Below are 22,691 nucleotides of genomic sequence, written 5' to 3' on the forward strand. Positions count from 1 at the left end.
TCATGCGCGTCGCCCTGTTCGTCACCTGCGTCAACGACGCGCTGTACCCGCGCACCGGCATCGCCGTCGTACGTCTGCTGGAGCGCCTCGGCGTGGACGTGGACTTCCCGGCGGGCCAGAGCTGCTGCGGGCAGCCGCAGTACAACACCGGCTACCGGCACGAGAGCGAACCACTCGTCCGGCGTACCGCGGAGGCCTTCGCCGGCTACCCGTACGTGGTCACTCCCTCCGGCTCCTGCGCCGCGATGATCCGCGAGCACTACCCGCGCATCGGCCGGAAAGCGGCGGCGGAGGGCCGCGGCACCGCGCTCGCGGAGGCGGCGCGGTCCCTGGCGCCGCGGGTGTACGAGCTGACCGAATTCCTGGTCGACGTGCTCGGGGTGACCAACGTGGGCGCGTACTTCCCGCACACCGTCACCTATCACCCCTCTTGTCACGGTCTGCGCGGTCTTGGCCTCGGAGACCGGCCGCGCCGGCTGCTGGCCGCCGTCAAGGGCCTGGAACTGATCGAGCTGCCGGGCGCCGAGGAGTGCTGCGGATTCGGCGGCACCTTCGCCGTCAAGAACCCGGACGTGTCCACCGCGATGGGCACCGACAAGATCACGGCCGCGGCGGCCACCGGCGCCCAGGTGCTGTGCGGGGCGGACAACTCCTGCCTCGCCCACCTCGACGGGCTGCTGCGCCGCGCGGACGCCCCGCTGCGGGCCGTGCACCTCGCGGAGATCCTGGCCGCGACCGAGGAGGAGCCGCTGTCGTGACCGGAACCCACCTCGGCATGCCCTCCTTCCCCGCGGCGGCCCGCGAGGCCGTACGGGACGAGGTGCTGCGCGCCAACCTCCGGCACGCCACCCACACCATCCGCGACAAACGGGCCCGGGCCGTCGCCGAACTGGCCGACTGGGACCGGCTGCGCGCCGCGGGCAAGGCCGTCAAGGACCACACGCTGCGCCATCTCGACCACTACCTGCTGCAGTTGGAGGCGGCGGTGACGGCCGCCGGCGGGACCGTCCACTGGGCCGCCGACGCGGACGAGGCCAACCGGATCGTCACGGACCTCGTCCGCGCCACGGGGGAGCGGGAGGTCGTCAAGGTCAAGTCGATGGCCACCCAGGAGATCGGCCTCAACGAGGCCCTGGAGGCCGCCGGGATCGCCGCGTACGAGACCGACCTGGCCGAACTCATCGTGCAGCTCGGCCACGACCGCCCCTCCCACATCCTGGTCCCGGCGATCCACCGCAACCGGGCCGAGATCCGCGACATCTTCCGCGCCGAGATGGGCAACTGGGGCCGCCCGGCGCCCGAACCGCTCGGCGACGACCCGCGGGAACTCGCCGAGGCGGCGCGCCTGCACCTGCGCGAGAAGTTCCTGCGCGCCAAGGTCGCGATCTCCGGCGCCAACTTCATGGTCGCGGAGACGGGCACGATGGTCGTCTTCGAGTCCGAGGGCAACGGCCGGATGTGCCTGACCCTGCCCGAGACGCTGATCTCGGTCGTGGGCATCGAGAAGGTCATTCCGACCTTCCGGGACCTGGAGATCTTCCTCCAGACACTGCCGCGCTCCTCGACGGCCGAGCGGATGAACCCGTACACGACGATGTGGACCGGGCTGGGCCCTTCGAGAGGGGCGGCCGGCGACGGACCCAGCGCCTTCCACCTCGTCCTCCTCGACAACGGCCGCACCGACACCCTCGCCGACGAGACCGGCCGGCAGGCCCTGCGCTGCATCCGCTGCTCCGCCTGCCTCAACGTCTGCCCGGTCTACGAACGCGCCGGCGGCCACGCCTACGGATCCGTCTACCCGGGCCCCATCGGCGCGATCCTCAGCCCCCAACTCCGCGGCACCGGAAGCGAGATCGACGCCTCGCTGCCCTACGCCTCCACCCTGTGCGGGGCCTGCTACGAGGTCTGCCCTGTCGCCATCGACATTCCCGAGGTCCTCGTCCACCTGCGCGAACGGGTCGCCCAGGGCGGCCCCGTGACCCGGGACGGCGTCCGCGTACGGATCCGCCCGGCCCACGGACACACCGCCGAACGCGCCGCCATGCGCGCTGCCCGGCTGCTCCTGGACCACCCGGGTGCGCTGCGGGCGGGAGAGCGGCTGCTGGCCCGCGCCCGCAGGCTGGCGCCGCACCGGCTCCCGGGAGCGGGGCGGGCCTGGACCGACACCCGCGAGCTGCCCTCCGTACCCGCCGAATCCTTCCGCGACTGGTGGACCCGAGAACGGGGGAACCCGCAGTGACCAGCAAGGACCGCATCCTGGCCCGCATCCGCCGGGCACTGCCGGAGCCGGAGCGGCCTTCCGGCGCGGAGCCGGTGGGGGACGTCCCGCGCGACTACCTCCACGTACACGGTGACCGCACCCCGGCCGAGAGCGCCGACCTGCTGGCCGCGCACCTGTCCGAGTACCGCGCGAAGGTCCACCGCACCGACGGGGCCGGCCTCCCGGCGCTGCTCGCCCGGCTCCTCGCCGCGCGCGGCGCCCGGACCGTCCTCGTGCCGCCCGCCCTGCCCGCGCACTGGCTCGCGGCCGCCGACGCGGCCCTCGTCCACGACCGCGCCGGGTCCACCCCGTACGAACTGGACGCCGTCGACAGCGTGGTGACCGGCTGCGCCCTGGCCGTCGCCGAGACGGGCACGATCGTCCTGGATGGCAGCCCGGACCAGGGCAGGCGCCGCATCACCCTGATCCCCGACCACCACGTCTGCGTGGTCCGGGTCCCCGACCAGCTGGTCGACTCCGTTCCGCAGGCCCTCGCACGCCTCGACCCCACCCGCCCGCTGACCTGGATCTCCGGCCCCTCGGCGACCAGCGACATCGAACTGGACCGGGTGGAGGGCGTCCACGGCCCCCGCACCCTGGAGGTCGTCCTCCTCGACGCACAATAGGGTCATGCCCTCCCACATCGCCCTCACCGCCCTGGTCGTCAACGACTACGACGAGGCCATCGACTTCTACACCCGCGCCCTCGGCTTCGACCTCGCCGAGGACACCGCGCGCCCGGACGGCTCCCGCTGGGTCGTGGTCCGCCCGCCCCGCGCCACCGAAACCGCCCTGCTGCTGGCCCGCGCCAAGGACGACGCCCAGCGCTCCCGGGTCGGCGACCAGACCGGCGGCCGCGTCGGCTTCTTCCTCTACACCGACGACTTCGCGCGCGACCACGCCCGGATGACCGCCGAGGGCGTCCGCTTCCTGGAGGAGCCGCGCCACGAGGCGTACGGCTCCGTCGCCGTCTTCGAGGACCTGTACGGCAACCGCTGGGACCTACTCCAGCCCGCCGCCGGCTAGCCGCGGCGCCTCCCGTACGGGATCGACCGCCGGCCCGCCGCCCGCCACCCGCGCGGCCAGCTCCCGCGCCCACCGCACCAGCCCCGGCACGTCGATCCCGTACGGCCCCGCGTCCAGCCCCTCGATCCCGGCGGCGCCGCGCCGCAGCAGCCGCGCCCCGCCGACGGCGTTCCCGCGCGCGGCGTGCGTCAGCCCCACCGCCAGCTGCGCCAGCCCCCGCCAGAGCGGGGCATCACCCTCGGGCCCCGACTTCCAGGCGTCCTCGAACACCTCGTGCGCGTGGAACGGCATCCCCGCGTCCAGCAGCCGCTGCGCCTCCCGCACGGTCTCCCCGGGCGACCGCACCACCCCCTCGGGCTGCCGCTCCACCCCGGCCTCCCCGTAGGGCAACGGCCGCCCCAGCCCATCCCGGGGCCGCGCACTGCGCGCCCGCCCTTCAACGTCCCGATCCCGTGCGTTCACCTCCCCATCCTCCCCTCCGGGGGTTACCCGTGCATGCACACCCCTCAGCGTGGGGTAATGTTCTGCATGTGCCACCGAGCAGGGGAAACCCCAGGTCGCAGGCACATCGGGACGTGGCGCAGCTTGGTAGCGCACTTGACTGGGGGTCAAGGGGTCGCAGGTTCAAATCCTGTCGTCCCGACCACGCGGAAACGCAGGTCGGAGGCCGTTCTCTCATCACGAGAGGACGGCCTTTCGTGCGTCCGGCGTGTTTCAGCCCCATTCCCCTGTCATCTCCTGTGCTGCGGCTAGGAGCTCGTCCGGGGGGCGAGAGCCGCTCTCGTACACCGCCATGACCTCGGTCAGCTGACGTGCTGCGGCGGCGGGTTCGCCGAGGAGCAGGTGTGCGTAGGCCAGGTTGCACCGCGCGGTCAGGGTGTCCGTGTCGTCGCTGCCCAGGTGCGCGGCGAGTGGCGTGACCAGGACGGCCAGTTCGCGGGCGGCGAGGTCTGCCCGGCCCAGACGGAGAGCGGCCGCGGCCGCCTGGCTGAGGGTTCTCAAGGTGTCGGGGTGACCGGCGCCCAAGGCGTCGCGCTGCGCCGCTGCCAGAAGCCGTAGCTGATGCTCCGCGGCTGTGTCCTGCCCCAGCTCGAAGTACAAGTCCGCCAGACCCCTGCGCACCTTCAGCAGGCGGGGACGGTCGGTGCCGTCAGCGGCGAGGACGGTGGCCGACACGGACTCCAGCACGGTCTGGGCCTCGGCGTGTCGGTCGAGCAGCCGAAGGGTCCGGGCGTGGCCCAGGTGGGCCTCGACCGTATCCGGATGGGTGGGGCCGAGCATGGTCGCCAATGCCCCGGACGCAGCCCGGTACCGTTCCTCGGCCTCGGCGGGCCTTCCCGTCGCGGAGAGGAGCCCGGCGAGACTGCCCAGTGTCTTGTGGAAGTGCGCGTGCCCCTGGGGGGCGAGACGGGCCCACGCCGCGGCGATGTCGCGCAGCTCGGCCTCGGCCTCGTCGAACCGGCTGAGACCCACCAGCGTACGGCTGAGGTTGTGCCGGGTGACCAGGGTGCTCGGATGGTCGCGGCCCAGCGTCCGTTCCTCCAGGTCGAGCGTCACCTCGAACTCGTGTAGGGCCTGCTCGAACTCGCCGAGTTCGAGCAGCAGGTTCGCCAGTTCGTGGCGGGCGGTGAGCGTCGCGGGAGCGGTGTCGTCCAGCGCGGTCGCCATGTCGTGGAGCACTTGCTCGAACGCGCCACGGGCCTCGGACAGGCATCCCCGGTCATGCAGCGCCCGGGCGAGTTCGTGGCGCGCCGCGAGGGTGGTCGGATGCTCGGGACCCAAGGCGGCGGTCATCCGCGGAACGAGTCGCGAGAACTCCGTGCACGCCCCCTCGGCGTCTCCACGGTGAAGGCGGATCCGGGCGAGTTCGTGGCGTGTGGCCAGCGTGGTCGCGTGATCCGGACCGAGCACCCGGGTCGCTGTGCGCAGGACGTCGGCGAACTCGCCCTCCGCTTCGTCGATACGGCCTTGCTCGCACGTGAGCATGGCGAAGTTGTGCCGCGTCGCGAGGACGGACCCTTCGTCGACTCCGGGACCCGTGCGGGCGTAAGCGGTCAGGGCATGGGTGAACTGCTCTTCCGCCACTGACCACTGCCCCGACTGCTGCGCGTACACCGCGGCCCGCGCCGCGAGAGCGCCCCGTATACCGTGCTCCGGCGCGATCGCGTGAGTCGTGTGTGCCGCGACGTGAACACAGTGCGGCAGCAGCAGCCGCAACAGGGGCCAGTGGGACGGGGCCGCCGGGTCGATCTCCTTCGCCACCACCGAGAGCAGGACGACCGCCAGCGTCGAGTACACCGGTGCCCCCGCGACGGTGTCCGGCTGGGTGTGGGTGATCTCCCGGACGAGCGGCTGGACGATCAGGGTCTCAAGCGTCGAGCCGTTTACCTCGACGCGCCGACGACTGAGCAGCCCGCACCCGAGCAGCCCGCGTACCGCCGCGTCGAGCCCGGAAGGGGACAGCCCCCGGAAATCGGTCGCGGCTGCGAGCGCGCTGCTGCGGAGCACGTTGACCGGCAGCGGATCGGGTCCAAAGAACGAGATCAGCCGGAACAACGGCCGCGCTGCCGCCAGGTGCCGCATCTCCAGCAGATCCAGTGACATCTCCCACGTACGGCTCAGCGGGCCGTGCGGATCGTGTGGAAGCACTGCGACCGTCTCGGCGAACGCCGCATCCAGTGACGCTCGGAACGCCGCGAACGTGCGAGGGGCCCGCGACTCGGGAAGCATCACATCGCCGCTGGTCATCGCCAGGTATTTGCCCACGAGCACCAGTCCGAGCGGGAGACCGCCCAGCCGCCGCGCCAGGCTCACCGCCTCCTCCTCGGAGCCGGCCCCGGGGGCCAGTTCCCGGAGCATCTCGCCGCCCTCGGCCTCGGAGATCGGGGCGACGGGGTGCATCGTCGCCTCCTTCCCCCAGGAACCGGAGTCCTGGTCCCGGCTCGTCACCACCACCGTGTTCCCCGCGGCCGGCTGTCGGATCCAGCGCCGCACCGCCGCCGGGTCGTCGGCGTTGTCGACGACCAGCAGCCAGGGTGCGGTGGTTTCGCTGTTCAGGGCGTCCCACAACACGTCCCGGGCCGCCTCGTGCGTGCGCCACACCTCACGCGCCGTGGCACGCTCCACCCCGGCCTGTACGGCGACCTCACGCAGTGCCTCCACGAAGCCGGCCGGCGTCGCGGCATCGACCCACCACACCCTCCGCCGGGCGGCGACCCGCCGGGCCAGCGCCAGCGCGACCGTGCTCTTGCCGCTGCCTCCCACCCCGCACAGGACCAACCGGCCGCCGGAGGAGGTGACCTGCTCCTCCAGAGTCGCCAGCAGAGTCTCCCGCCCGCGGATCCGGTGCTCGACCGAGTCTTCGGGCACCGCCACCGACAGATCGCCGACGGATGCGTCACTCACGCCGGGCAGCGCCGGGAGATCCAGATACCGCTCGGCCAGGAAGGAGAGGTCGGGATCCGTCAGGAACTGTGTCAGAGCGACCGCGTCGAAGACCTCCAGCTTGACCCGGTGGGTCTCCCGCGCCTCGTGCTGCAGCGCGTGTCGCTTGCCGACCGGTACCGGGGCCACCGTGAAGTACAGCACGCGGTCGACCCGGCTGCCCCGGCCGCAGATCGACGCGAGGTCTCCGCTGATCTTGTCGGCGATGCGGTCCTTCTGGATCGTGCAGGCGAGGACGACCGTCTCCCCCGAGGCCAGCCGCGCGAAAGCCGAGAACGGAGACGGGGTCCCGGCGAGGTCCGTCCAGAAGCTCTCGCCATCCCGCCCCTGATCGCCCCCGCTGCTCACGGGGCCCGTCGCCGGCACGAGATTGCTCACGATCCTGCGACGGGCCACGTCGAGGCAGAGCCGCTCGAACTCGTGGTGGGCATTGCCCTCCCCCAGGGAGTGCAGGGCGAAGCGGATCAACTGACCGTACTGAGCATGGGTGTTCACCCGTCGACTCCTCCCCCCGGACCCTGAACGGATCACCGACAGTCTGCCGCACGCCTCCGACAGCGGCGCGGAGCAGGGGCCGTTTCAGAGAGGCCTGAAACGGCCCCGTGGTGGTTCTGGGTGGGGGCCAGGTGGTGCAGTTACGGCGCCGCCCAGGTGCGCGGACACCTGCACCTGGACGGGGTCAAGGGTGTCGTCCGGGTCATGTCCCCGGCGAACGGCGGCAGGCCGACGCGCATCGCGTGGCTCCGGGCCGTGCTCAGCTCGCGTCGGCTTCCGGGCCGCTGTCGGGGATCCAGGAGCCGTGGAGTCCGGCGCTCACGCGGTGGGGCAGGTGGACGGTGGCGATCCGTTCCAGGCCGGAGGCGTCGAGGACCAGCAGCTGGGAGGCGTCCTGCTTGAGGTCGGAGACGACCGTCAGCAGATAGCCGTCGTCCTCGCACGTGGCACGGGCGGCGGGGACGAAGACGGCTTCGCCGGGCATGCGGGCGTCGCCGACCCGGTGGATGCGGCGGGCTCCGGTGGTGCGGTCGTACTTGACGACGCCGTAGCCGCCGAAGCCGTTCTCGTCGGGGAAGGAGATGGCGTACCCGTAGCGGTTCTCGGCGCCCAGGTACTCCTCGTTCAGGGTCGGGAACTCCACCGGCAGGTCGTCGATGATCTGCTCGCCGACGGTGCCGTCGGCCAGGTCGATCACCCAGCGGCGCGTGTAGGAGCGGGAAACGGGCTCACTGCCGCGTCCGGGCGCGCCGACCCACCAGTTCCAGGAGAGCCGGAAGCCCTCGCGGTCCACGGTGGGGCCCTCCAGGACGACGCGGCCCTGGCCGTCCTCGTAGGCGTTGGCCACGTGCAGCATGTTGCCCGGCTCGATGGAGAACCAGCGCACGTGCCGGGCGCCTTCGCCTCCGCGCGGCATGACACCGATGCGGGCGGGCTGCTGGTCGTTCCAGCCGTACGGGATGCCGGAGTGCTCGGTGGGGTCGAAGGTGACGTTGCCCTCGATGAAGATCACGTGGTGGCGGGTGAGGGCGAAGTCGTGCTTGAGGGAGGCGGTCGCCCCCGGCACCTCGGCGCTGTGGAAGATCTCGCCCTTGGCGTCCGAGACGTAGTAGGTCAGGAACGGCGGGAACGGCGAGGACCCGAAGAAGTGGAGCTCCCCGGTCACCGGGTCCTCCTTGGGGTGCGCGGTCATCGCGCCGGTCAGCTTGCCGTCGAAGTCGTAGGCACCGACGGTCTCGAGGTCCCGGGTGAGCTCGAAGGGCAGGTTCGCCTCGCACAGCGCCAGGAGGCGCCCTCCGTGTTCGATGACGTGCGTGCCGGCGGCGCTGGCGGTCAGGTCGGGGCCGCGATCGGTCATGTACGGGGCGCCGTCGAGGGCGGGGGTCTGCACCCAGCGGTTGCGGTACCACTCGGCGCGGCCGTCCCGCAGCCGAATGCCGTGGACCATGCCGCTGCCCTTGAACCAGTGGGTGGGGGTGACGCCGGGCTTGGGGTTGTGACCGTTGCGCAGCAGCCGGCCGGTCAGCTCGGGGGGCAGGGAGCCCTCGACGGTGAGTGCGGTGGCGGTGACCTCCTCGGCGACGGGGGTGTAGTGGCCGGTCAGGTACGGCGGCTTCGGGGTGGCGGTCATGGCAGGAACCTCTTTCGATGCGTGGGGTGGGGTGGGGTGGGATGGGGTCGGGCGGGGCCGCGGGAGCGGGGTCAGGCGGCGTGTTCGGCGCGCGCCTTGAGGTGGGAGAGCCAGCTCTCCAGGGAGTCGTGGAGGGCCTTGCCGAGCTCGTCGGTCGCGGCGTCCACCGGGGCGCCGCTCCAGGACTCCTCGGTGCGGACCGTGACTCGACCGCCGGCCTCCTCGAAGGTCCACACGTGGATGCCGGTGATGCCGGCGGCGGGGCCGCCCCACACGATCCGTTCCCCGGGGACCAGCTCGCGCACGGTGGAGGTGATGTCCAGGCCGTGCGTCCGCCAGGTGAAGCAGTTGCCGGGGGCGAGCGGGGCGTCGAGCTCCGCCTGCTCGACGTCGGTGTTCCAGGTGGGCCAGGCGGCGACGTCGGTGTGGAGGTTCCACACCGTGGTGAGCGGGGCGTCGATGACGGTGGACAGGCGGACGATGACGGGAGCGGTCTCGTCGATGGTGACCATGGCTGTGTGTGCTTCCTGTCGGTCGGATGGGGCGGTGGTTACGGCTGGTCGGGTGGGTACGGCTGGTCCGGTGGGCCGGTGGTCTATCGGTTCAGCGGCATGGGGGAGGGCGGCGACGGCTCCGGGTCGGAAGCCGGGTCGGAAGCCGGGTCGGCCGCGGCGGCTGCGGTACGTGTGCCGGCCGGGCGGGTGAGGAACAGCGCGAGGAAGGCTGTCGCGGCCAACACCGCGGCCGACACCGCGAAGGCGGTCCGGTAGCCGGCGGTCAGGGACTCCAAGTCGGGCTGACGGGTGGCCGCGTGGGCGGTGACCGAGCCGGCCAGGGTGGCCAGGGCGGCGAGGCCGATCGCGCCTCCGACCTGCCGGGTGGTGTTCACCAGCCCACCGGCGAGCCCCGCGTCCTCCCGCGGGACGCCGTCCACGGCGAGCGCGGTGAGCTGGACGAGCGCGATGCTCAGACCCAGGCCGATCAGGATGCTCGGGCCGAGGATGTCGACGAGATAGCTTCCGTCGGCGCGGATCCGTGACAGCCACAGCAGTCCGGCGGCCTCGGTGAGCAGGGACGCGGTGACGGTGGCGCGGGCGCCGATGCGCCGGGAGATGCGCGGGGCGAGACCCGAGCCGAGCATGTTCGCTGCGGCGAGGGGGAGTTGTCCCGCTCCCGTGGCCAAGGGGCTCGATCCGAGCACCTGTTGCTGGTAGAGCGGCAGGAAGAAGAACAGCGCGATCCATACGGACCCCAACAGGGCCATCAGCAGGTTGCCCGCGGCGACCCGGCCGGTGCTGAACAGCCGCGGCGGAATCAGCGCGTTCGGCCGGCGGAGCTCGATCACGGCGAAGGCCACGAGCAGTGCGGCGGCGGCGCCGAGGGCGCCCAGCACCCCGGAGTCGGTCCAGCCGGCGCCGCGAGCGGTGGTCAGGCCCCAGACCAGGCAGGTCAGGGCGAGGGTGACGGTGGCGGTGCCCAGCAGGTCGAAGCCTCCCGCCGCCCTCCCGTCCTTCGGCCCGTCCTTCCGCCCGGTCGTCCGTCCGGTCATCTGTCCGGGCGCCAGTGGTACGAGCACCGCCACGGCGACCAGGACGAGCGCCGCTCCGAGCGCGACCGAGTGGAAGATCCAGGGCCAGCCCCAGGCCTGGGTGAGGGCACCGCCGAGCAGGACGCCGCCCGCTCCTCCCGCGCCGGACACCGCTCCCCACACGCCCAGCGCCCTGCCGCGCCCGGGGCCGGAGGGGAACCCGTCCAGCGCCAGGGCGAGCGCGGCCGGGGCGATGGCGGCGGCGCCGAGGCCCTGGAAGGCGCGGGCCACGATCAGCACGCCCGAGGAGGCGGCCAGTCCCGCCGCCAGCGAGGCCAGCGCGAACAGGGCGAGCCCGGCGATGAGCACCCGGCGGCGGCCGAGGAGGTCGGCCAGCCGCCCGCCCGCCAGGAGCAGCGCCCCGAACGCGAGCCCGTAGGCGTTGACCACCCAGGTGGTCCCGCCGTCCGAGAGGCCGGCCCCGGCCCGGATCTGCGGGAGCGCCACGTTGACGATCGAGGTGGCGAGCATGACGGTGAACTGGGCCGCGGCGAGTGCCGCGAGCACCGCTCCCGGCCGGGGGGCCCGGCGTACGGCCCGGTCCGTCTGTGTGCGTGCTGCGTTCATGGCGCACAGACTCGCGTCGGCCGGTGTCCACTATCCAGGTCCGGCGCGGACGGCCACTGTCCACTGCTGTCCGCGCCTGTCCACCAGGTCCGCCGGGCACCGGGTACGTCGGCCCCGCCGGCCCCACCGGATCCCCCACTCCGCCCCGCCGGCGGGACGTCGCCGCGGTCGCTACCGCGAGCCGTGCAGCTCCCGTTGCCACAGGGCCTCGCAGAGCAGGTCCAGGCCCTGGCGCAGGTGGCGACGGTAGGTGCCGTACGGGAGGCCGAGGCGGCGGGCGGCGGCCTCCTGGGTGGGCGCACCGGAGAAGTGCCCCGCCACCAGGGCATCGCGGGCGCGCACTCCGCGCGGGTCCCGGGCGAGTTCGTCGACGGCCTGGCGCAGCAGGGTGCGCACCTCCTCGACGGGATCGACGGGATCGGCGAAGTCGGCCGCCAGGCGCGTACGCATCAGGGCGCAGGCGGCGAAGGCGCCCGGGTCGCGCCAGTGCGCCAAGGCCTCGCGCACGGCCTGGTCGAACGCGGTGCGCGAGACGGCGGACGGGCCTTCCGGAACCGGTTCGTCGGGGGCCGCTATGAAGTGCAGCAGCCACGTCTCCACCGGCAGCCGGCGCCAGTCGACGCCGAACAGCCCGTACGTGTACTCGCCGACGCGCGGGCGCGCCCCGGTGTCGGCGAGCGTGCCCTTGACGCGCTCGGCCCAGGTCTCGGCGTCGCGGAAGACGGCGAAGCCGAAGGCGCGGCCGCGGGCCCGGGCAGCCTCCGCCTGGGCCCGGGAACTGCTCAAGTCGATGACGCGTGAGGGCACTTGGTACCGCTCGGGGTAGATCGAGAAGCGGCTTATCCCGATGTGTTCGCCGGGGCTCACCGGGGCGGTGGCCTCGGTGTGGCGCCACGCGGCGGCGACGACGGGATCGGTGGCGAGGTCCTGGGGGTCGGGCGGCGCCGGTAGGGCGAGCCGGGCCGTGAAGGCCACCACCCGGCCCGTGCTCACGAGACGGTAGACGCTGAAGGCCTGCGGCTGGCGCTGCGCCCAGTAGCGGACCAGTTCCGCGGAAGCGGGCCCCTCGGTCTCATCGGCCATCCGCAGGACGACGTCGAGGTCTTCGGGGTGCAGCGGACGGTCGTGCACCTCGTCCTCGCGGGACCAGGTGCGCAGCCGGGCCAGGGTCTCGCCCTCCCGGAAGAGGTAGAAGAGCTCGTCGGTGACGGTCCACACCCGCTCCTCGGGTGCCTCGCGCAGGATGCGCAGGTACTCGTCCGCCAGGCGCTGGCGCATCGTCTCGAACGCGTTGGGGGCGCGCCAGCGCAGGTCGGCGGCCAGCGTCTCGCGTGCGGCGTCGTGCGGGTGGAGCCCCCGGTGCGTGGACTCCATGAAGGGGAGGTCCCTCAGCCAGGAGAAGAGCACGTGGGCGTCCTCCCCGGGCAGTACCGCGGCGAGCAGTTCCTCGGACGTCGAGTGGGCCTGCGCCGCCACCTCAAGGGCGCGGCGGTGGACGGCCGTGGGCACCTCGCCGATCAGCCCCGCCAGCAGGGTGCGCAGGACGTCCGCCGACGGGGCCCAGATCTCCTCCCGGGCGCAGCCCGCCGAGCCGGCCGCGGCCGCGAGGGACAGGGCCAACGGGTTGCCCCCGGCGAAGCGCAGCACCCGGTCGCGCAGTTCGGGCCGGATCTGCGCCGCGACCAGCAGGCCGCGGGCCTGTTCCGCGGAGAACGGCTCCAGTTCGGTCACGTGCAGGAGCCGGGACCAGGCGGGGTCGGCGGTCCACTGCGGCTGCGGAGCGCGCCGCCCGGCCAGGACCACCAGGGTGTCCTCCGCGGCGCGGGGCAGGAAGTGGTGCCACAGCCAGCTCTCCAGCCACTGGCAGTGCTCGAAGGAGTCCACGAACAGGACCGTGCCCGGGACGTCCAGGAAGGGGCCGGCGGCGTGCTCGAAGTCGGCCGGGTCCCGGCTGACGAACCTGCCGTCGAGTTCGACGAGCAGCCGGCCCGCCGCGCGGGCGTGGTCCGCCAGGCGCCGCAGCAGCGTCGACTTCCCGATGCCGCCCGGCCCGCACACGTAGAACGCGAACGGCGCCTGCGGATCACCGGCCAAAGCCTCCCCGAAGCGCCCGAGTTCCTCGTCCCGGCCGATGAAGGCGCGCACGCGCGCCCTGCTGAGTCTTTCTCCCACGGACACCATGGCGGTTTCCATCCTCCTTGTTCCAGCACCGGACCTCCCTGCCCGAAGGCACGGAGAGAGCGCTCTCTTTCGGGTCGGTTTCCTCCGTCGGGCATTCCAACGGGGGCCTTGCTCCGGTCACTTGATGCTGCCGAGGTTTTCGTCGTCGGGGTGGCCGGTGACCAGGAGGGTGGTCTCCTCGACGCACTGGAAGCGGCCGTCGGGGGCCATCCGGGCGAAGAGGTAGACCTCGGTGCTGGAGGTGTGCCCGTTGTCCCGGGTGATGGTGACGGTGTGGCGGTCGGCGTAGCGCGGTCCGTCGCGAAGTTCGTCGTGGACCTCTATGTGTCCGCTGCGCACCAGGGTGCGCAGGCGCGTCATGTGCTGCACGAAGGAGGCCCGGTCGCTCCACACGCCGTCGGTGCGCTGGCGGTAGTCGGGGGTGAAGTGCCGGTCCACGGCTTCGGTGAGGTCGAGGCCGGGGGTGAACAGCAGGTCGTTGATGGCTCTGGTGATGTCGGTGTATGTCATCGTCGTTCTCGCCTGGGGAGTGGGGGGTTGGGAAGGTCCGGCTCTCGGAACCGGGGTGGACGGCGCGTGGCCGGCCCCGGCGGAGGCCGCCCTGCAAGACGGACTTCAGTAACGGCGGGTTCCACCTGCGTGGACGGGAGTGAAGTCCAGCGACAGGGAGACGGGGCCCCGGGTGTACAGGCCGGTCTCCCGGTAGTGGAAGCCGGGGCTGTAGCGGACCTCGTCGAGCAGGGGCAGGAGCATCGCGGCGACGGTCTCGATCTCGGCGCGTGCGAAGGCCGCGCCGACGCACTGGTGGAGTCCGGTGCCGAACGCCAGGTGTTGGGCGGCCGCCGTGAAGGAGCGGGCGGTGCCGAGGTCCGGCCGGTGGATGTCGAAGGTGTCCGGGGCGGTGAAGGCGGAGGGGTCGCGGTTGGCCGCGCCGATCATGCAGAAGACGGTGGCACCCGCCGGGACGGTCGTGCCCGCGAACACGGAGTCCTCGTCCGCCTGGCGGGGAATGAGCTGGACCGGCGGGGTGAAGCGCAGGGTCTCGGCGATCGCGGCGGGCAGCAGGTACGGGTCCCGGCGGACCTGCGCCAGCTGCTCGGGGTGGTCGACCAGGTGCTTGAAGAGCAGGGCGAGCGTCTTGTCCGCGGGTTCGGTGGCGGCGGCGAGTACGTTGATGATCAGGGCGGTGACGTCGCGGTTGCTCATGGCGATGCCGTCGAACTCGGCGGTGCACAGCTTCGATATCAGGTCCTCGCCGGGATGGCGGCGCCGCCCTTCGATGACGGGGACGAGGTAGGCCTCCAGCTGCTCCGCGCAGTCCATGCAGTGCTGGCGGCGCTCGGGGGTGAGCGTCATGCTGGTGATGAACTCGGCGACCCCGCTGTGCCAGGCGGCCACCTGCTTCCAGTCCGCTCTGTCCAGACCGAGGACGTCGAGCGTCACGTGGACGGCCAGGGGTTTTCCGAGGTCGTTGACCAGGTCCATCCGGCCCAGCGGGAGGTACGGGGCCATGAGTTCGGCGGCGTTGGCGTGGACGGCGCGTATCTGGTCCTGCAGGGCCGGGCCGGTGAAGCCCCGGACGACGATCTTTCGCTTGGCGGTGTGCTCGGCTCCGGTCATCTGGGCGAGGACCGGCCCGCGCATCACCGGCTCGGCGCGCGCTTGCAGCGTCTCGGTGGTGAAGGCCTCGTGGTCGGTCAGGACCCGTTTGACGTCCTCGTAGCGGGAGAGGAAGTAGCTGTCGATCGCCGGCTCGTAGTGGACCGGAGCCTGCTCCCTCAGGTGTGCGAAGTAGCGGTGGGGGTCGGCGTCGAACTCCTCGGACAGGACGCTGAAACGGGGACCGACCACGGGCATGGTGAAGACCTCTCGACGTGCGCGGCGCTGCGGTGCGCGGAAGGAGCGGGAGCCGGGGGTGTCACGGACCGGGAGGACGCTTCCCCTCACCCGGTCACGTGCGGCAGGCGGACATCTCATCACGCCGGCGCGTCCCACTGAACTCCGGTGTCCCGCCGGGGCTTTGGGGGTTCGTCTCGTAGTCGCAGAAAAGGGGCCGTTTCGGAGGAATCCGAAACGGCCCCTGGAGCATGTCCGGGAGCAGTGCGCGCGGGGGAGGGGTCAGACGATGCCCTCGGCGATCTCGGCCTGTTCGCGGGCGTTGCCGTAGGCCGACGGGGTTCCGTACGAGCGGCGGGCGGCGTACCACCAGGCGCTGGCGAGGACCAGGACCACCGCGAGGGCGATCACGGCGTAGTTCATCGAGTCGATCGTGACCGGCGACTTCTGCGGCAGGCAGAACAGGACGGTGACGACGGCCACCCAGACGACGGCGGTCCAGCCGATCGGCTTGCTCCAGCGGCCCAGGTTCCACGGGCCGGGCTGGAAGCGGTTGCCGGCGCGCAGGCGCAGGTAGATCGGAATGGCGTAGGCCGGGGTGATGCCGATGACGTTGATGGCGGTCACGGCCCCGTACGCGGTGGCGGAGTAGAGGGAGGGGAGGGCCAGGACGCCCGCGACGACGACGGAGAGCCAGACGGCCGGGACCGGGGTCTGCGTACGGCTGCTGACCCTGCGCCACAGGGAGGAGCCGGGGAGCGCGTTGTCGCGGCTGAAGGCGAAGACCATCCGGCTCGCGGCGGCGACCTCGGCGTTGCCGCAGAAGAGCTGGGCGACGATGACGACGAGGAGCAGGGCGGTGGCCCCGCCGGATCCCAGTGCGTCGAGGAAGATCTGGGCCGGCGGGACGCCGGTGGCGCTGCCCTGGACGGCCGCGTAGTCCTGGATGGCGAAGGTGAGGCCGGCGAGCAGCGCGAACCCGGCGATCCAGGAGACCCAGATGGCGCGGACGATGCCCTTGGCGGCGGAGACGGAGGCGTTGGAGGTCTCCTCCGATAGGTGCGCGGAGGCGTCGTACCCGGAGAAGGTGTACTGGGCGAGCAGCAGGCCGACGGCCGCCACGTAGAACGGGTTGGCCCAGCCGGTGTCGTTGACGAACTCGGTGAAGACGAACGAGGGCGACTGGTGCTGGTCGGGTACGAAGGCCAGGGCGCCGACGATCACGGCGACGCCGGCCAGGTGCCACCAGACGCTCACGGAGTTGAGCACGCTGACGAGGCGGACGCCGAAGAGGTTGAGCACGGCGTGCAGCAGCAGGATGGCCAGGAAGATCAGGAAGGTCGAGCCGGCGGTGGGCACGAAGCCGAACTGGAGGTTGAGGAAGGCGCCGGTGAACAGGGCGGCGCCGTAGTCGATGCCGGCGATGGCGCCGAGCAGGCCGAGCAGGTTGAGCCAGCCGGTGTACCAGCCCCAGCGGCGGCCGCCGAGCCGGTCGGCCATGTAGTAGAGCGCTCCCGAGGTGGGGTAGGCGCTGGTCACCTCGGCCAGGGCGAGGCCCACGCAGAGGACGAAGAGGCCGACGCCGACCCAGCCCCACATCATCACGGCCGGACCGCCGGTGCCCAGGCCGAAGCCGTACAGGGTCATGCAGCCGGACAGGACGGAGATGACCGAGAAGCTGATCGCGAAGTTGCCGAAGCCGCCCATCCGGCGGGCGAGGACGGGCTGGTAGCCGAGTTCCCTGAGTCGTTCCTCCTCGTCCTGCCGGGGCGGGGCCTTGCGGTCCTGGCGGACGGTCGGCGCGGTTCGGGACATGGGGAGGTACCTCCGGGGGTCGTGGAGCGCGGGGACGGGGAGCGGGGGGTGGGGCGGTGAGTCGGTGGGCCGCGGGAGGGCGGGGCCCGGCCGCGGGGGAGCGGGCCGCGGGGGAGCGGCGGTCAGTCCCGGCCGGCGAGGCTGCGGGAACGGGCCTGCAGGAAGACCTCCACGGCCAGTTCCTGGTCGGCCGGGTCGCGGGTCCGGTAGGCCCACGGCAGCGTGGTCCAGTACCGGTCGATCACATCGAAGACCTGGGCCGCCTCGTCGAACCGGGTGGCTCCCCACAGGGCGTGGGCGAGGTGGTTCAGGTCCAGCGGGGAGGCGCGGCGCAGGTCGGCGTAGCGGAACCAGGTGTCCAGGGCGTGGCCGGCGTCACGGACGGAGTCCTCGGCGACCCAGTGCAGGTCGAGCGCCCGCTCCTGGCCGCGCTCGCGGCGGTAGCGCTCGATGCTCAGATAGAGCGGCAGGAGGTGGACGGCGGATCCGGGCGATGCCGAACCGGCCGCCCAGTGGACGAAGTTGGCGGCCTCGGTGAGCGGTCCGGGGGTGCCCGCGCACACGAACTGGAGCATCCGGTGGTACGCCTCGCGGTTGTGCGGATCGCGCTTGTCGGCCTGCGCGAGGATGCCCCAGGGGCCGGGCGGAAGCATCACGGCGGGCGCCCGGAGCCGGTGCTCGTCCATCGAGCGGTGTTCGTCGAGGGAGGCGAGGGCGAGCAGGCAGACCCACGGCACGGGGTCGGCGGGGCTGGCCTCGGCGGTGTCACGGCAGGCTTCCCACGCCTCCCGCCACAGCTCGTGCGTGCGCGGGTGCCGCGCGCGGTGGGCACGGACGGCCCGTTCCACGACGACACGGGTGTGCATGACGGACGCGGCGACGCTGCGCGGTTCCTCGGCGCGCCAGGCCTGGACCACGTCCGAGCCGGCGGCGACCGCGGCGAGCACCTGGGTGCGCTGGGTCCACAGTCCCCAGCCGTCCGTCCGGTCCAGTAACTGGGCCATCGACACCCAGCGGCCGGTGCGCAGGTCCTGTACGGCGACGCGCAGCTCGTTGTCGTGGCCGGCGGGATGGTAGACGGGCCGGAAGTCGCCGCCCGCCATCACCTCGTCCCGGTCGACGGGTGGCCGTGACGGGCGCGTCTTGCGGTGGTCGTGGTCATCGGTCCTCGCATCGCATGGCCTTCGCGCCTGGTGATCGGCGATCACTATAGATCGAGTGTGAGCGCTAGGTTCATGGAACCTTTCAAATGCAACTATCAAGCCAAGTACGCCATATGAATTCACGTCAGCTCGATTGCGGGGGCGACCGCCGCCCCGCACGGACGGATCTTGACGGGTGACGTCCGCTGGTGAAGGCTGCCGAGCGACGATCACGCGCATGCCGATACCAGGGACGGAGTGGTGATGACGGGCCCGGTGCTCGCTGTGGACCAGGGCACGTCGGGGACCAAGGCCCTCGTCGTCTGTCCCGTACGCGGGGTCATCGGCTCCGCCTCCGCCCCCGTGCGGCCCCGGTACCTGCCGGGCGGCCGCGTGGAGGTCGACCCCCGCGAGCTGTTGGACTCGGTCCTCGACGCGGGGCGGGCCGCCCTGGCGGCGGCCGGCGAGCCGGTGGTGGCGGTGGGCCTGGCCAACCAGGGCGAGACCGTGCTCGCCTGGGACCCGGCGAGCGGTGAGCCGCTGACCGACGCGATCGTCTGGCAGGACCGCCGCGCCGAGCAGTTGTGCACGGAACTGGCCCCGCACGCCGAGTCGTTGTGGGAACGGACGGGGCTGCCGCTGGACCCCTACTTCGCCGCGCCGAAGATGGCCTGGATACGCCGCAGCCTGACCCGGGAGGGTGTCGTCACCACCAGCGACGTGTGGCTGGTGCACCGGCTCACCGGCGGCGCCTTCGTCACCGACGCGGCGACCGCGGGCCGCACCCAGCTGCTCGACCTCGACACCGTCGACTGGTCGCCGGCCGCACTCGACGCTTTCGGCCTCACCGGCGAGCGGCTGCCGGAAGTCGTCGACGCGGACACCCACGTCGGCGCCACCACCGCGTTCGGGCCCCCACTGCCGCTGACGGGACTGCTCGTCGACCAGCAGGCCGCGCTGCTCGCCCAGCGCGTGACCGAGCCCGGCAGCGCCAAGTGCACCTACGGCACGGGGGCGTTCCTGCTCGCGCAGACCGGCCCGCTGCCCCGGCGCAGTACCTCCGGGCTGGTCGGCTGCGTCGCCTGGCGGCTCGGCGGGCAGACCAGCTACTGCCTGGACGGACAGGTGTACACGGCCGCCTCCGCCGTGCGGTGGCTCACCGACCTCGGGGTGATCTCCGGCGCCGCGGACATCGACGTCGTGGGAGGCCGCGCCCCGGACGCCGGCGGCGTCACCTTCGTCCCCGCACTGGCCGGGCTCGCCGCCCCGTGGTGGCGCGGCGACCTGCGCGGTTCGGTCACCGGCCTGGGCCTCGACACGACCGCCGGGCACCTCGTGCACGCGCTGTGCGACGGCATAGCCGCGCAGGTGGCGGAGCTCGCGGACGCGGTCGCCGCCGATCTCGGCGCGCCCCTGTCCACCCTGCGCGTCGACGGCGGGCTGACCCGCTCCGCGCTGCTCATGCAGGCACAGGCCGATCTGCTGCAGATCCCCGTCGAGGTGTCGGCGCTGCCGGACGCCACCGCGCTCGGCGTCGGGGCGGTCGCCCGGCTCGGGCTCGACCCCTCGCTCACCGTGCACGAGGCCGTCCCGGAGTGGAAGCCGTCCGCCGTCTACGAGCCGAGGGCCGGCTCGGCCGACGCGGCGGAGCGCCGCGCACGGTTCCGGACGGCGGTGTCGGCCCTGCTCGACGGCCCGGCATGACGGTCACCCCGGGCGGCCCCGGTACCCCGGGCGCCCCCGCCATCCCCGGCGCCACCGTCACCACCGGCGGCCCGCTGCCCGGCGGCGACGCGTACGACGCGCACGGTGCCTGCGAGGCGCACGGTGCCTACGACGAGCACGATGCCTACGACGTGACGGTGGTCGGCGCCGGCGTCGTGGGCTCGGCCATCGCCCGCGAACTGGCCCGGCTCCCCCTGCGGATCGCCCTGATCGACGCCTGCGACGACGTCGGCAACGGCACCTCCAAGGCCAACACCGCCATCCTGCACACCGGTTTCGACGCCGTGCCCGGCTCCCTGGAGTCCCGGCTGGTCCGCGAGGGACAGCGGCTGCTCGCCTCGTACGCCGCCGACTGCGGCATCCCCGTGGAACCGCTCGGGGCGCTGCTCGTCGCCTGGAACGAGGAGCAGCTCGCCGCCCTGCCGGGGCTCGCCGAGAAGGCCGTGCGCAACGGCTACCGCGCGGCTCGGATCCTCCCGGCCGGGGAGGTGCAGGCCCGCGAGCCGGAGCTCGGGCCCGGCGTGCTGGGCGCGCTCCACGTGCCCGACGAGTCGATCATCTGCCCCTGGACGACCACCCTCGCGTACGCCACGCAGGCCGTCCGCGCCGGCGTCCACCTGCACCTCAACTGCCCGGTACGGACGATCGCCCCGGGCGATCCGCACGTACTGGCCACCGGCCGGGGCCCGCTGCGCACCCGGCACCTCGTCAACGCGGCGGGCCTGTACGCCGACGAGATCGACCGGCTCCTCGGGCACGCCGACTTCACCGTGACGCCCCGGCGCGGCCAGCTGATCGTCTTCGACGAACTCGCCCGCGGCCTCGTACGCCACATCCTGCTGCCGGTGCCGGACGCGCGCGGCAAGGGAGTACTGGTGACGCCGACCGTGTACGGGAACGTGATGCTCGGGCCGACCGCCGAGGACCTCGACGACAAGACCGCCACCGGGTCCACCGCCGAAGGGCTCGCGCTGCTGCGGGAGAAGGGCCGACGGATCCTGCCGGCGCTCCTGGAGGAGGAGGTCACCGCCGTGTACGCCGGACTGCGCGCGGCCACCGGGCAGGAGGACTACGCGATCCGGGCGCATCCCGCGCAGCGGTACGTGACCGTCGGCGGGATCCGGTCCACCGGGCTGACCGCCTCGATGGCGATCGCCGCCCACGTGGTGGAGCTGCTCGCCGAGGGCGGTCTGCCGGTGGCCGGCGCACGGGAGTTGGAGCCGGTGCGGATGCCGAACCTCGGCGAGGCGTTCCCCCGGCCCTACCGCGACGCGGCGCTGATCGCTGCGGACCCGGAGTACGGCCGGATCGTCTGCCACTGCGAGCGCGTGACCCGCGGGGAGATCCGCGACGCGCTCGCCGGGACCGTCCCGCCCGGTTCGGTGGACGGCCTGCGGCGGCGCACGCGCGCCCGTGGCGGCCGCTGCCAGGGCTTCCACTGCGGGGCGGCCGTCCGCGCGCTGTTCGAGGAGGCCCGCCGGTGAACCGTACGGCCGACGTGCTGGTCGACGTACTGGTCGTCGGCGCGGGCCCCGCCGGACTGGCCCTGGCCGCCCGACTGTCGGAGGCGGGCGCCGGGCGGGTCGAGGTCCTGGAACGCGAGCCGGAGGCGGGCGGAATGCCGCGCCACCTCCACCACGGCGGCTTCGGCCGGCCGCCGCGCCCCTGGCTGCGCGGTCCCGCGTACGCACGGCGGTCGGCGCAGGAGGCGCTCGCCGCCGGGGCCGCGGTCCGCACCGGAGTCACCGCCACCGGCTGGGCCGGCCCCCTGACCCTGGAGACCACCAGCCCGGCGGGTCTGGAGCGGATCACCGCCCGGGCCGTCGTCCTCGCCACCGGCGCCCGGGAACGCCCCCGCAGCGCCCGGCTGGTGCCGGGCTCCCGCCCGCAGGGCGTGCTCACCACCGGCGAGCTGTTCCAGTCGGTCCACCGGTACGGCCTGCCCGTCGGCCGACGGGCCGTGGTCGTGGGCGCCGAGCCGGTGGCCCGGCACGCGGTGGACACGCTGCGCCGGGCGGGTACGGACGTGGTGGCGATGGTCACGGAGCGCCCGCGCGCCGCCGCCGTACCGGGGGTGCCGCTGCTCACGGCGACCACGGTGGGCGAACTGCGCGGCCGCGGCCGGCTGACCGGGGTGGCCGTCCGTCACCGGGACGGCCGGTCGGGGCTCCTCGCCTGCGACACGGTGGTCTTCACCGGCGACTGGATCCCCGATCACGAACTGGCCCGCCGCGGCGGCATCCCCCTGGACCTCGGCACCCGGGGTCCGGGCGTGGACGCGTCGTTCCGTACCTCGATCCCCGGCGTCTTCGCGGTCGGCAACGCCCTCCACGGCATCGAGCGCGCGGCCACCGCCGCCGGGGAGGGCGCCGCCGCGGCGGCCCCGGTACTGGCCCACCTGGCGGGCGCCCCCTGGCCGGAGCCCGGCCCCCCGCTGGAGGTCCGGGCCCCGCTCCTGTGGGTGACGCCGAACCGGGTCACGGCCACCGCCGCGCGGCCGCTGCTGCTGCTGCGGTCCGCGGAGCCGCTGACCGCCCCGGTGCTGACGGTGGCCCAGGACGGCCGGCTGCTCTGGCGGCGCCGGGTCATGGGCCCGGTGTCCCCGTCCCGGTCACTGCGACTGCCCCCGACCTGCACGGCCCACGCCGACCCGACGGGCGGCCCGGTCGTGCTGACCATCAGAGAAGGAGGAAGCGATCAGGGATATCCGTCCAGGACGCTCTCGCTCAGAAGATGAGTGGCAAAGATACGCTCGTTCCCACGGTGGGACGTTCAATCAGGCGTGTGGACGTGACCTCCTCGGTGTCTGAGAATATTCCGCCTCGGTGACATGTAATTTTCGTGGAAGCCGAAGCTCCGAGTACTGGGATATTGGTGAACCTGAGGGAGTATCGATCTGCGATAACGGTCGATGTCTTGGTCTCACCCAAAATGCTCATGGTCACGGTCTTCGGGTGATAAGCAGGACCTGCTTGCCGGCAG

Annotated in this window: 17 protein-coding genes and 1 tRNA gene; 8 read left to right on the forward strand and 10 right to left on the reverse strand. The window is 73.0% G+C overall.

Going from position 1 to position 22,691, the window contains the following annotated elements; genetic code table 11:
* The first annotated feature begins 2 nt into the window (after positions 1-2).
* Genes AB0D29_RS06420 through AB0D29_RS06435 form a run of 4 tightly spaced genes read left to right on the forward strand, consistent with a single transcriptional unit; the run spans position 3 to position 3,286 of the window.
* Positions 3-758 carry a (Fe-S)-binding protein gene (locus AB0D29_RS06420; protein ID WP_362852428.1) on the forward strand — a complete coding sequence of 252 codons (756 nt, stop codon included), beginning with the start codon at positions 3-5 and terminating at the stop codon, positions 756-758.
* On the forward strand, positions 755-2,239 hold the full coding sequence (locus AB0D29_RS06425) for a lactate utilization protein B (protein ID WP_362852429.1): 1,485 nt from the start codon (positions 755-757) through the stop codon (positions 2,237-2,239). Before AB0D29_RS06420 ends, AB0D29_RS06425 begins: the two co-directional genes overlap by 4 nt.
* Complete coding sequence (locus AB0D29_RS06430; RefSeq protein WP_362852430.1) at positions 2,236-2,886, forward strand: LUD domain-containing protein; 651 nt, start codon at positions 2,236-2,238, stop codon at positions 2,884-2,886. The genes AB0D29_RS06425 and AB0D29_RS06430 overlap by 4 nt, the downstream gene beginning before the upstream one ends.
* Positions 2,887-2,890: 4 nt before the next feature.
* Positions 2,891-3,286, forward strand: coding sequence for a VOC family protein (locus tag AB0D29_RS06435; protein WP_362852431.1), 396 nt, complete (start codon positions 2,891-2,893; stop codon positions 3,284-3,286).
* Here the strand turns inward: AB0D29_RS06435 and AB0D29_RS06440 are convergent.
* Positions 3,263-3,748, reverse strand: coding sequence for a DUF309 domain-containing protein (locus tag AB0D29_RS06440; protein WP_362852432.1), 486 nt, complete (start codon positions 3,746-3,748; stop codon positions 3,263-3,265). The genes AB0D29_RS06435 and AB0D29_RS06440 overlap by 24 nt on opposite strands.
* Positions 3,749-3,855: 107 nt before the next feature.
* Here AB0D29_RS06440 and AB0D29_RS06445 point away from each other — a divergent pair.
* Positions 3,856-3,932 (forward strand) — tRNA-Pro (locus tag AB0D29_RS06445).
* A 68-nt stretch (positions 3,933-4,000) separates the two neighbouring features.
* On the opposite strand, the gene AB0D29_RS06450 is transcribed toward AB0D29_RS06445, so the two are convergent.
* From AB0D29_RS06450 to AB0D29_RS06490, 9 genes are all read right to left on the reverse strand, one after another.
* Positions 4,001-7,225 (reverse strand): tetratricopeptide repeat protein, encoded by a 3,225-nt coding sequence (locus tag AB0D29_RS06450; RefSeq protein WP_362852433.1) that lies wholly within the window; start codon positions 7,223-7,225, stop codon positions 4,001-4,003.
* Positions 7,226-7,484: 259 nt separating this feature from the next.
* A complete protein-coding gene (locus AB0D29_RS06455) occupies positions 7,485-8,855 on the reverse strand; it encodes a carotenoid oxygenase family protein (RefSeq protein WP_362852434.1) in 1,371 nt (456 codons plus the stop codon).
* Between the two features lie 71 nt (positions 8,856-8,926).
* Entirely contained in the window at positions 8,927-9,367 is a 441-nt protein-coding gene (locus AB0D29_RS06460; protein ID WP_362852435.1) for an SRPBCC family protein, read from the reverse strand.
* An 83-nt stretch (positions 9,368-9,450) separates the two neighbouring features.
* Complete coding sequence (locus AB0D29_RS06465) at positions 9,451-11,010, reverse strand: MFS transporter (protein ID WP_362852436.1); 1,560 nt, start codon at positions 11,008-11,010, stop codon at positions 9,451-9,453.
* 171 nt (positions 11,011-11,181) lie between these two features.
* Positions 11,182-13,182 carry an ATP-binding protein gene (locus AB0D29_RS06470; RefSeq protein WP_362852437.1) on the reverse strand — a complete coding sequence of 667 codons (2,001 nt, stop codon included), beginning with the start codon at positions 13,180-13,182 and terminating at the stop codon, positions 11,182-11,184.
* 126 nt (positions 13,183-13,308) lie between these two features.
* On the reverse strand, positions 13,309-13,701 hold the full coding sequence (locus tag AB0D29_RS06475) for a nuclear transport factor 2 family protein (RefSeq protein WP_362852438.1): 393 nt from the start codon (positions 13,699-13,701) through the stop codon (positions 13,309-13,311).
* Between the two features lie 105 nt (positions 13,702-13,806).
* The gene (locus tag AB0D29_RS06480; RefSeq protein ID WP_362852439.1) at positions 13,807-15,048 is read right to left on the reverse strand and encodes a cytochrome P450, cyclodipeptide synthase-associated; all 1,242 of its coding nucleotides are present in this window, start codon (positions 15,046-15,048) and stop codon (positions 13,807-13,809) included.
* Between the two features lie 261 nt (positions 15,049-15,309).
* Positions 15,310-16,842, reverse strand: a complete 1,533-nt coding sequence (locus tag AB0D29_RS06485) for an amino acid permease (protein WP_362852440.1) — start codon at positions 16,840-16,842, stop codon at positions 15,310-15,312.
* A 122-nt stretch (positions 16,843-16,964) separates the two neighbouring features.
* Positions 16,965-17,945, reverse strand: coding sequence for a hypothetical protein (locus AB0D29_RS06490; RefSeq protein ID WP_362852441.1), 981 nt, complete (start codon positions 17,943-17,945; stop codon positions 16,965-16,967).
* A 303-nt stretch (positions 17,946-18,248) separates the two neighbouring features.
* Here AB0D29_RS06490 and AB0D29_RS06495 point away from each other — a divergent pair, with 303 nt between their 5' ends.
* The 3 genes from AB0D29_RS06495 to AB0D29_RS06505 are packed head-to-tail and all read left to right on the forward strand — an operon-like array spanning position 18,249 to position 22,446.
* Complete coding sequence (locus AB0D29_RS06495) at positions 18,249-19,688, forward strand: FGGY family carbohydrate kinase (protein ID WP_362852442.1); 1,440 nt, start codon at positions 18,249-18,251, stop codon at positions 19,686-19,688.
* The gene (locus AB0D29_RS06500; RefSeq protein ID WP_362852443.1) at positions 19,685-21,193 is read left to right on the forward strand and encodes an FAD-dependent oxidoreductase; all 1,509 of its coding nucleotides are present in this window, start codon (positions 19,685-19,687) and stop codon (positions 21,191-21,193) included. The genes AB0D29_RS06495 and AB0D29_RS06500 overlap by 4 nt, the downstream gene beginning before the upstream one ends.
* The gene (locus tag AB0D29_RS06505) at positions 21,190-22,446 is read left to right on the forward strand and encodes an FAD-dependent oxidoreductase (RefSeq protein ID WP_362852444.1); all 1,257 of its coding nucleotides are present in this window, start codon (positions 21,190-21,192) and stop codon (positions 22,444-22,446) included. Before AB0D29_RS06500 ends, AB0D29_RS06505 begins: the two co-directional genes overlap by 4 nt.
* The last annotated feature ends 245 nt before the right edge of the window (positions 22,447-22,691 follow it).

It is taken from the genome of Streptomyces sp. NPDC048424, assembly GCF_040651555.1.
Classification (GTDB): Bacteria; Actinomycetota; Actinomycetes; order Streptomycetales; family Streptomycetaceae; genus Streptomyces.

What these genes read in the sequence shown, in the direction of transcription:
- AB0D29_RS06455 (WP_362852434.1), bottom strand. Translation starts at nt 8,855, where the DNA reads ATGACCGCCACCCCGAAGCCGCCGTACCTGACCGGCCACTACACCCCC.
- AB0D29_RS06420 (WP_362852428.1), top strand. Translation starts at nt 3, where the DNA reads ATGCGCGTCGCCCTGTTCGTCACCTGCGTCAACGACGCGCTGTACCCG.
- AB0D29_RS06475 (WP_362852438.1), bottom strand. Translation starts at nt 13,701, where the DNA reads ATGACATACACCGACATCACCAGAGCCATCAACGACCTGCTGTTCACC.
- AB0D29_RS06495 (WP_362852442.1), top strand. Translation starts at nt 18,249, where the DNA reads ATGACGGGCCCGGTGCTCGCTGTGGACCAGGGCACGTCGGGGACCAAG.
- AB0D29_RS06435 (WP_362852431.1), top strand. Translation starts at nt 2,891, where the DNA reads ATGCCCTCCCACATCGCCCTCACCGCCCTGGTCGTCAACGACTACGAC.
- AB0D29_RS06460 (WP_362852435.1), bottom strand. Translation starts at nt 9,367, where the DNA reads ATGGTCACCATCGACGAGACCGCTCCCGTCATCGTCCGCCTGTCCACC.
- AB0D29_RS06480 (WP_362852439.1), bottom strand. Translation starts at nt 15,048, where the DNA reads ATGCCCGTGGTCGGTCCCCGTTTCAGCGTCCTGTCCGAGGAGTTCGAC.
- AB0D29_RS06500 (WP_362852443.1), top strand. Translation starts at nt 19,685, where the DNA reads ATGACGGTCACCCCGGGCGGCCCCGGTACCCCGGGCGCCCCCGCCATC.
- AB0D29_RS06485 (WP_362852440.1), bottom strand. Translation starts at nt 16,842, where the DNA reads ATGTCCCGAACCGCGCCGACCGTCCGCCAGGACCGCAAGGCCCCGCCC.
- AB0D29_RS06465 (WP_362852436.1), bottom strand. Translation starts at nt 11,010, where the DNA reads ATGAACGCAGCACGCACACAGACGGACCGGGCCGTACGCCGGGCCCCC.
- AB0D29_RS06490 (WP_362852441.1), bottom strand. Translation starts at nt 17,945, where the DNA reads ATGGCGGGCGGCGACTTCCGGCCCGTCTACCATCCCGCCGGCCACGAC.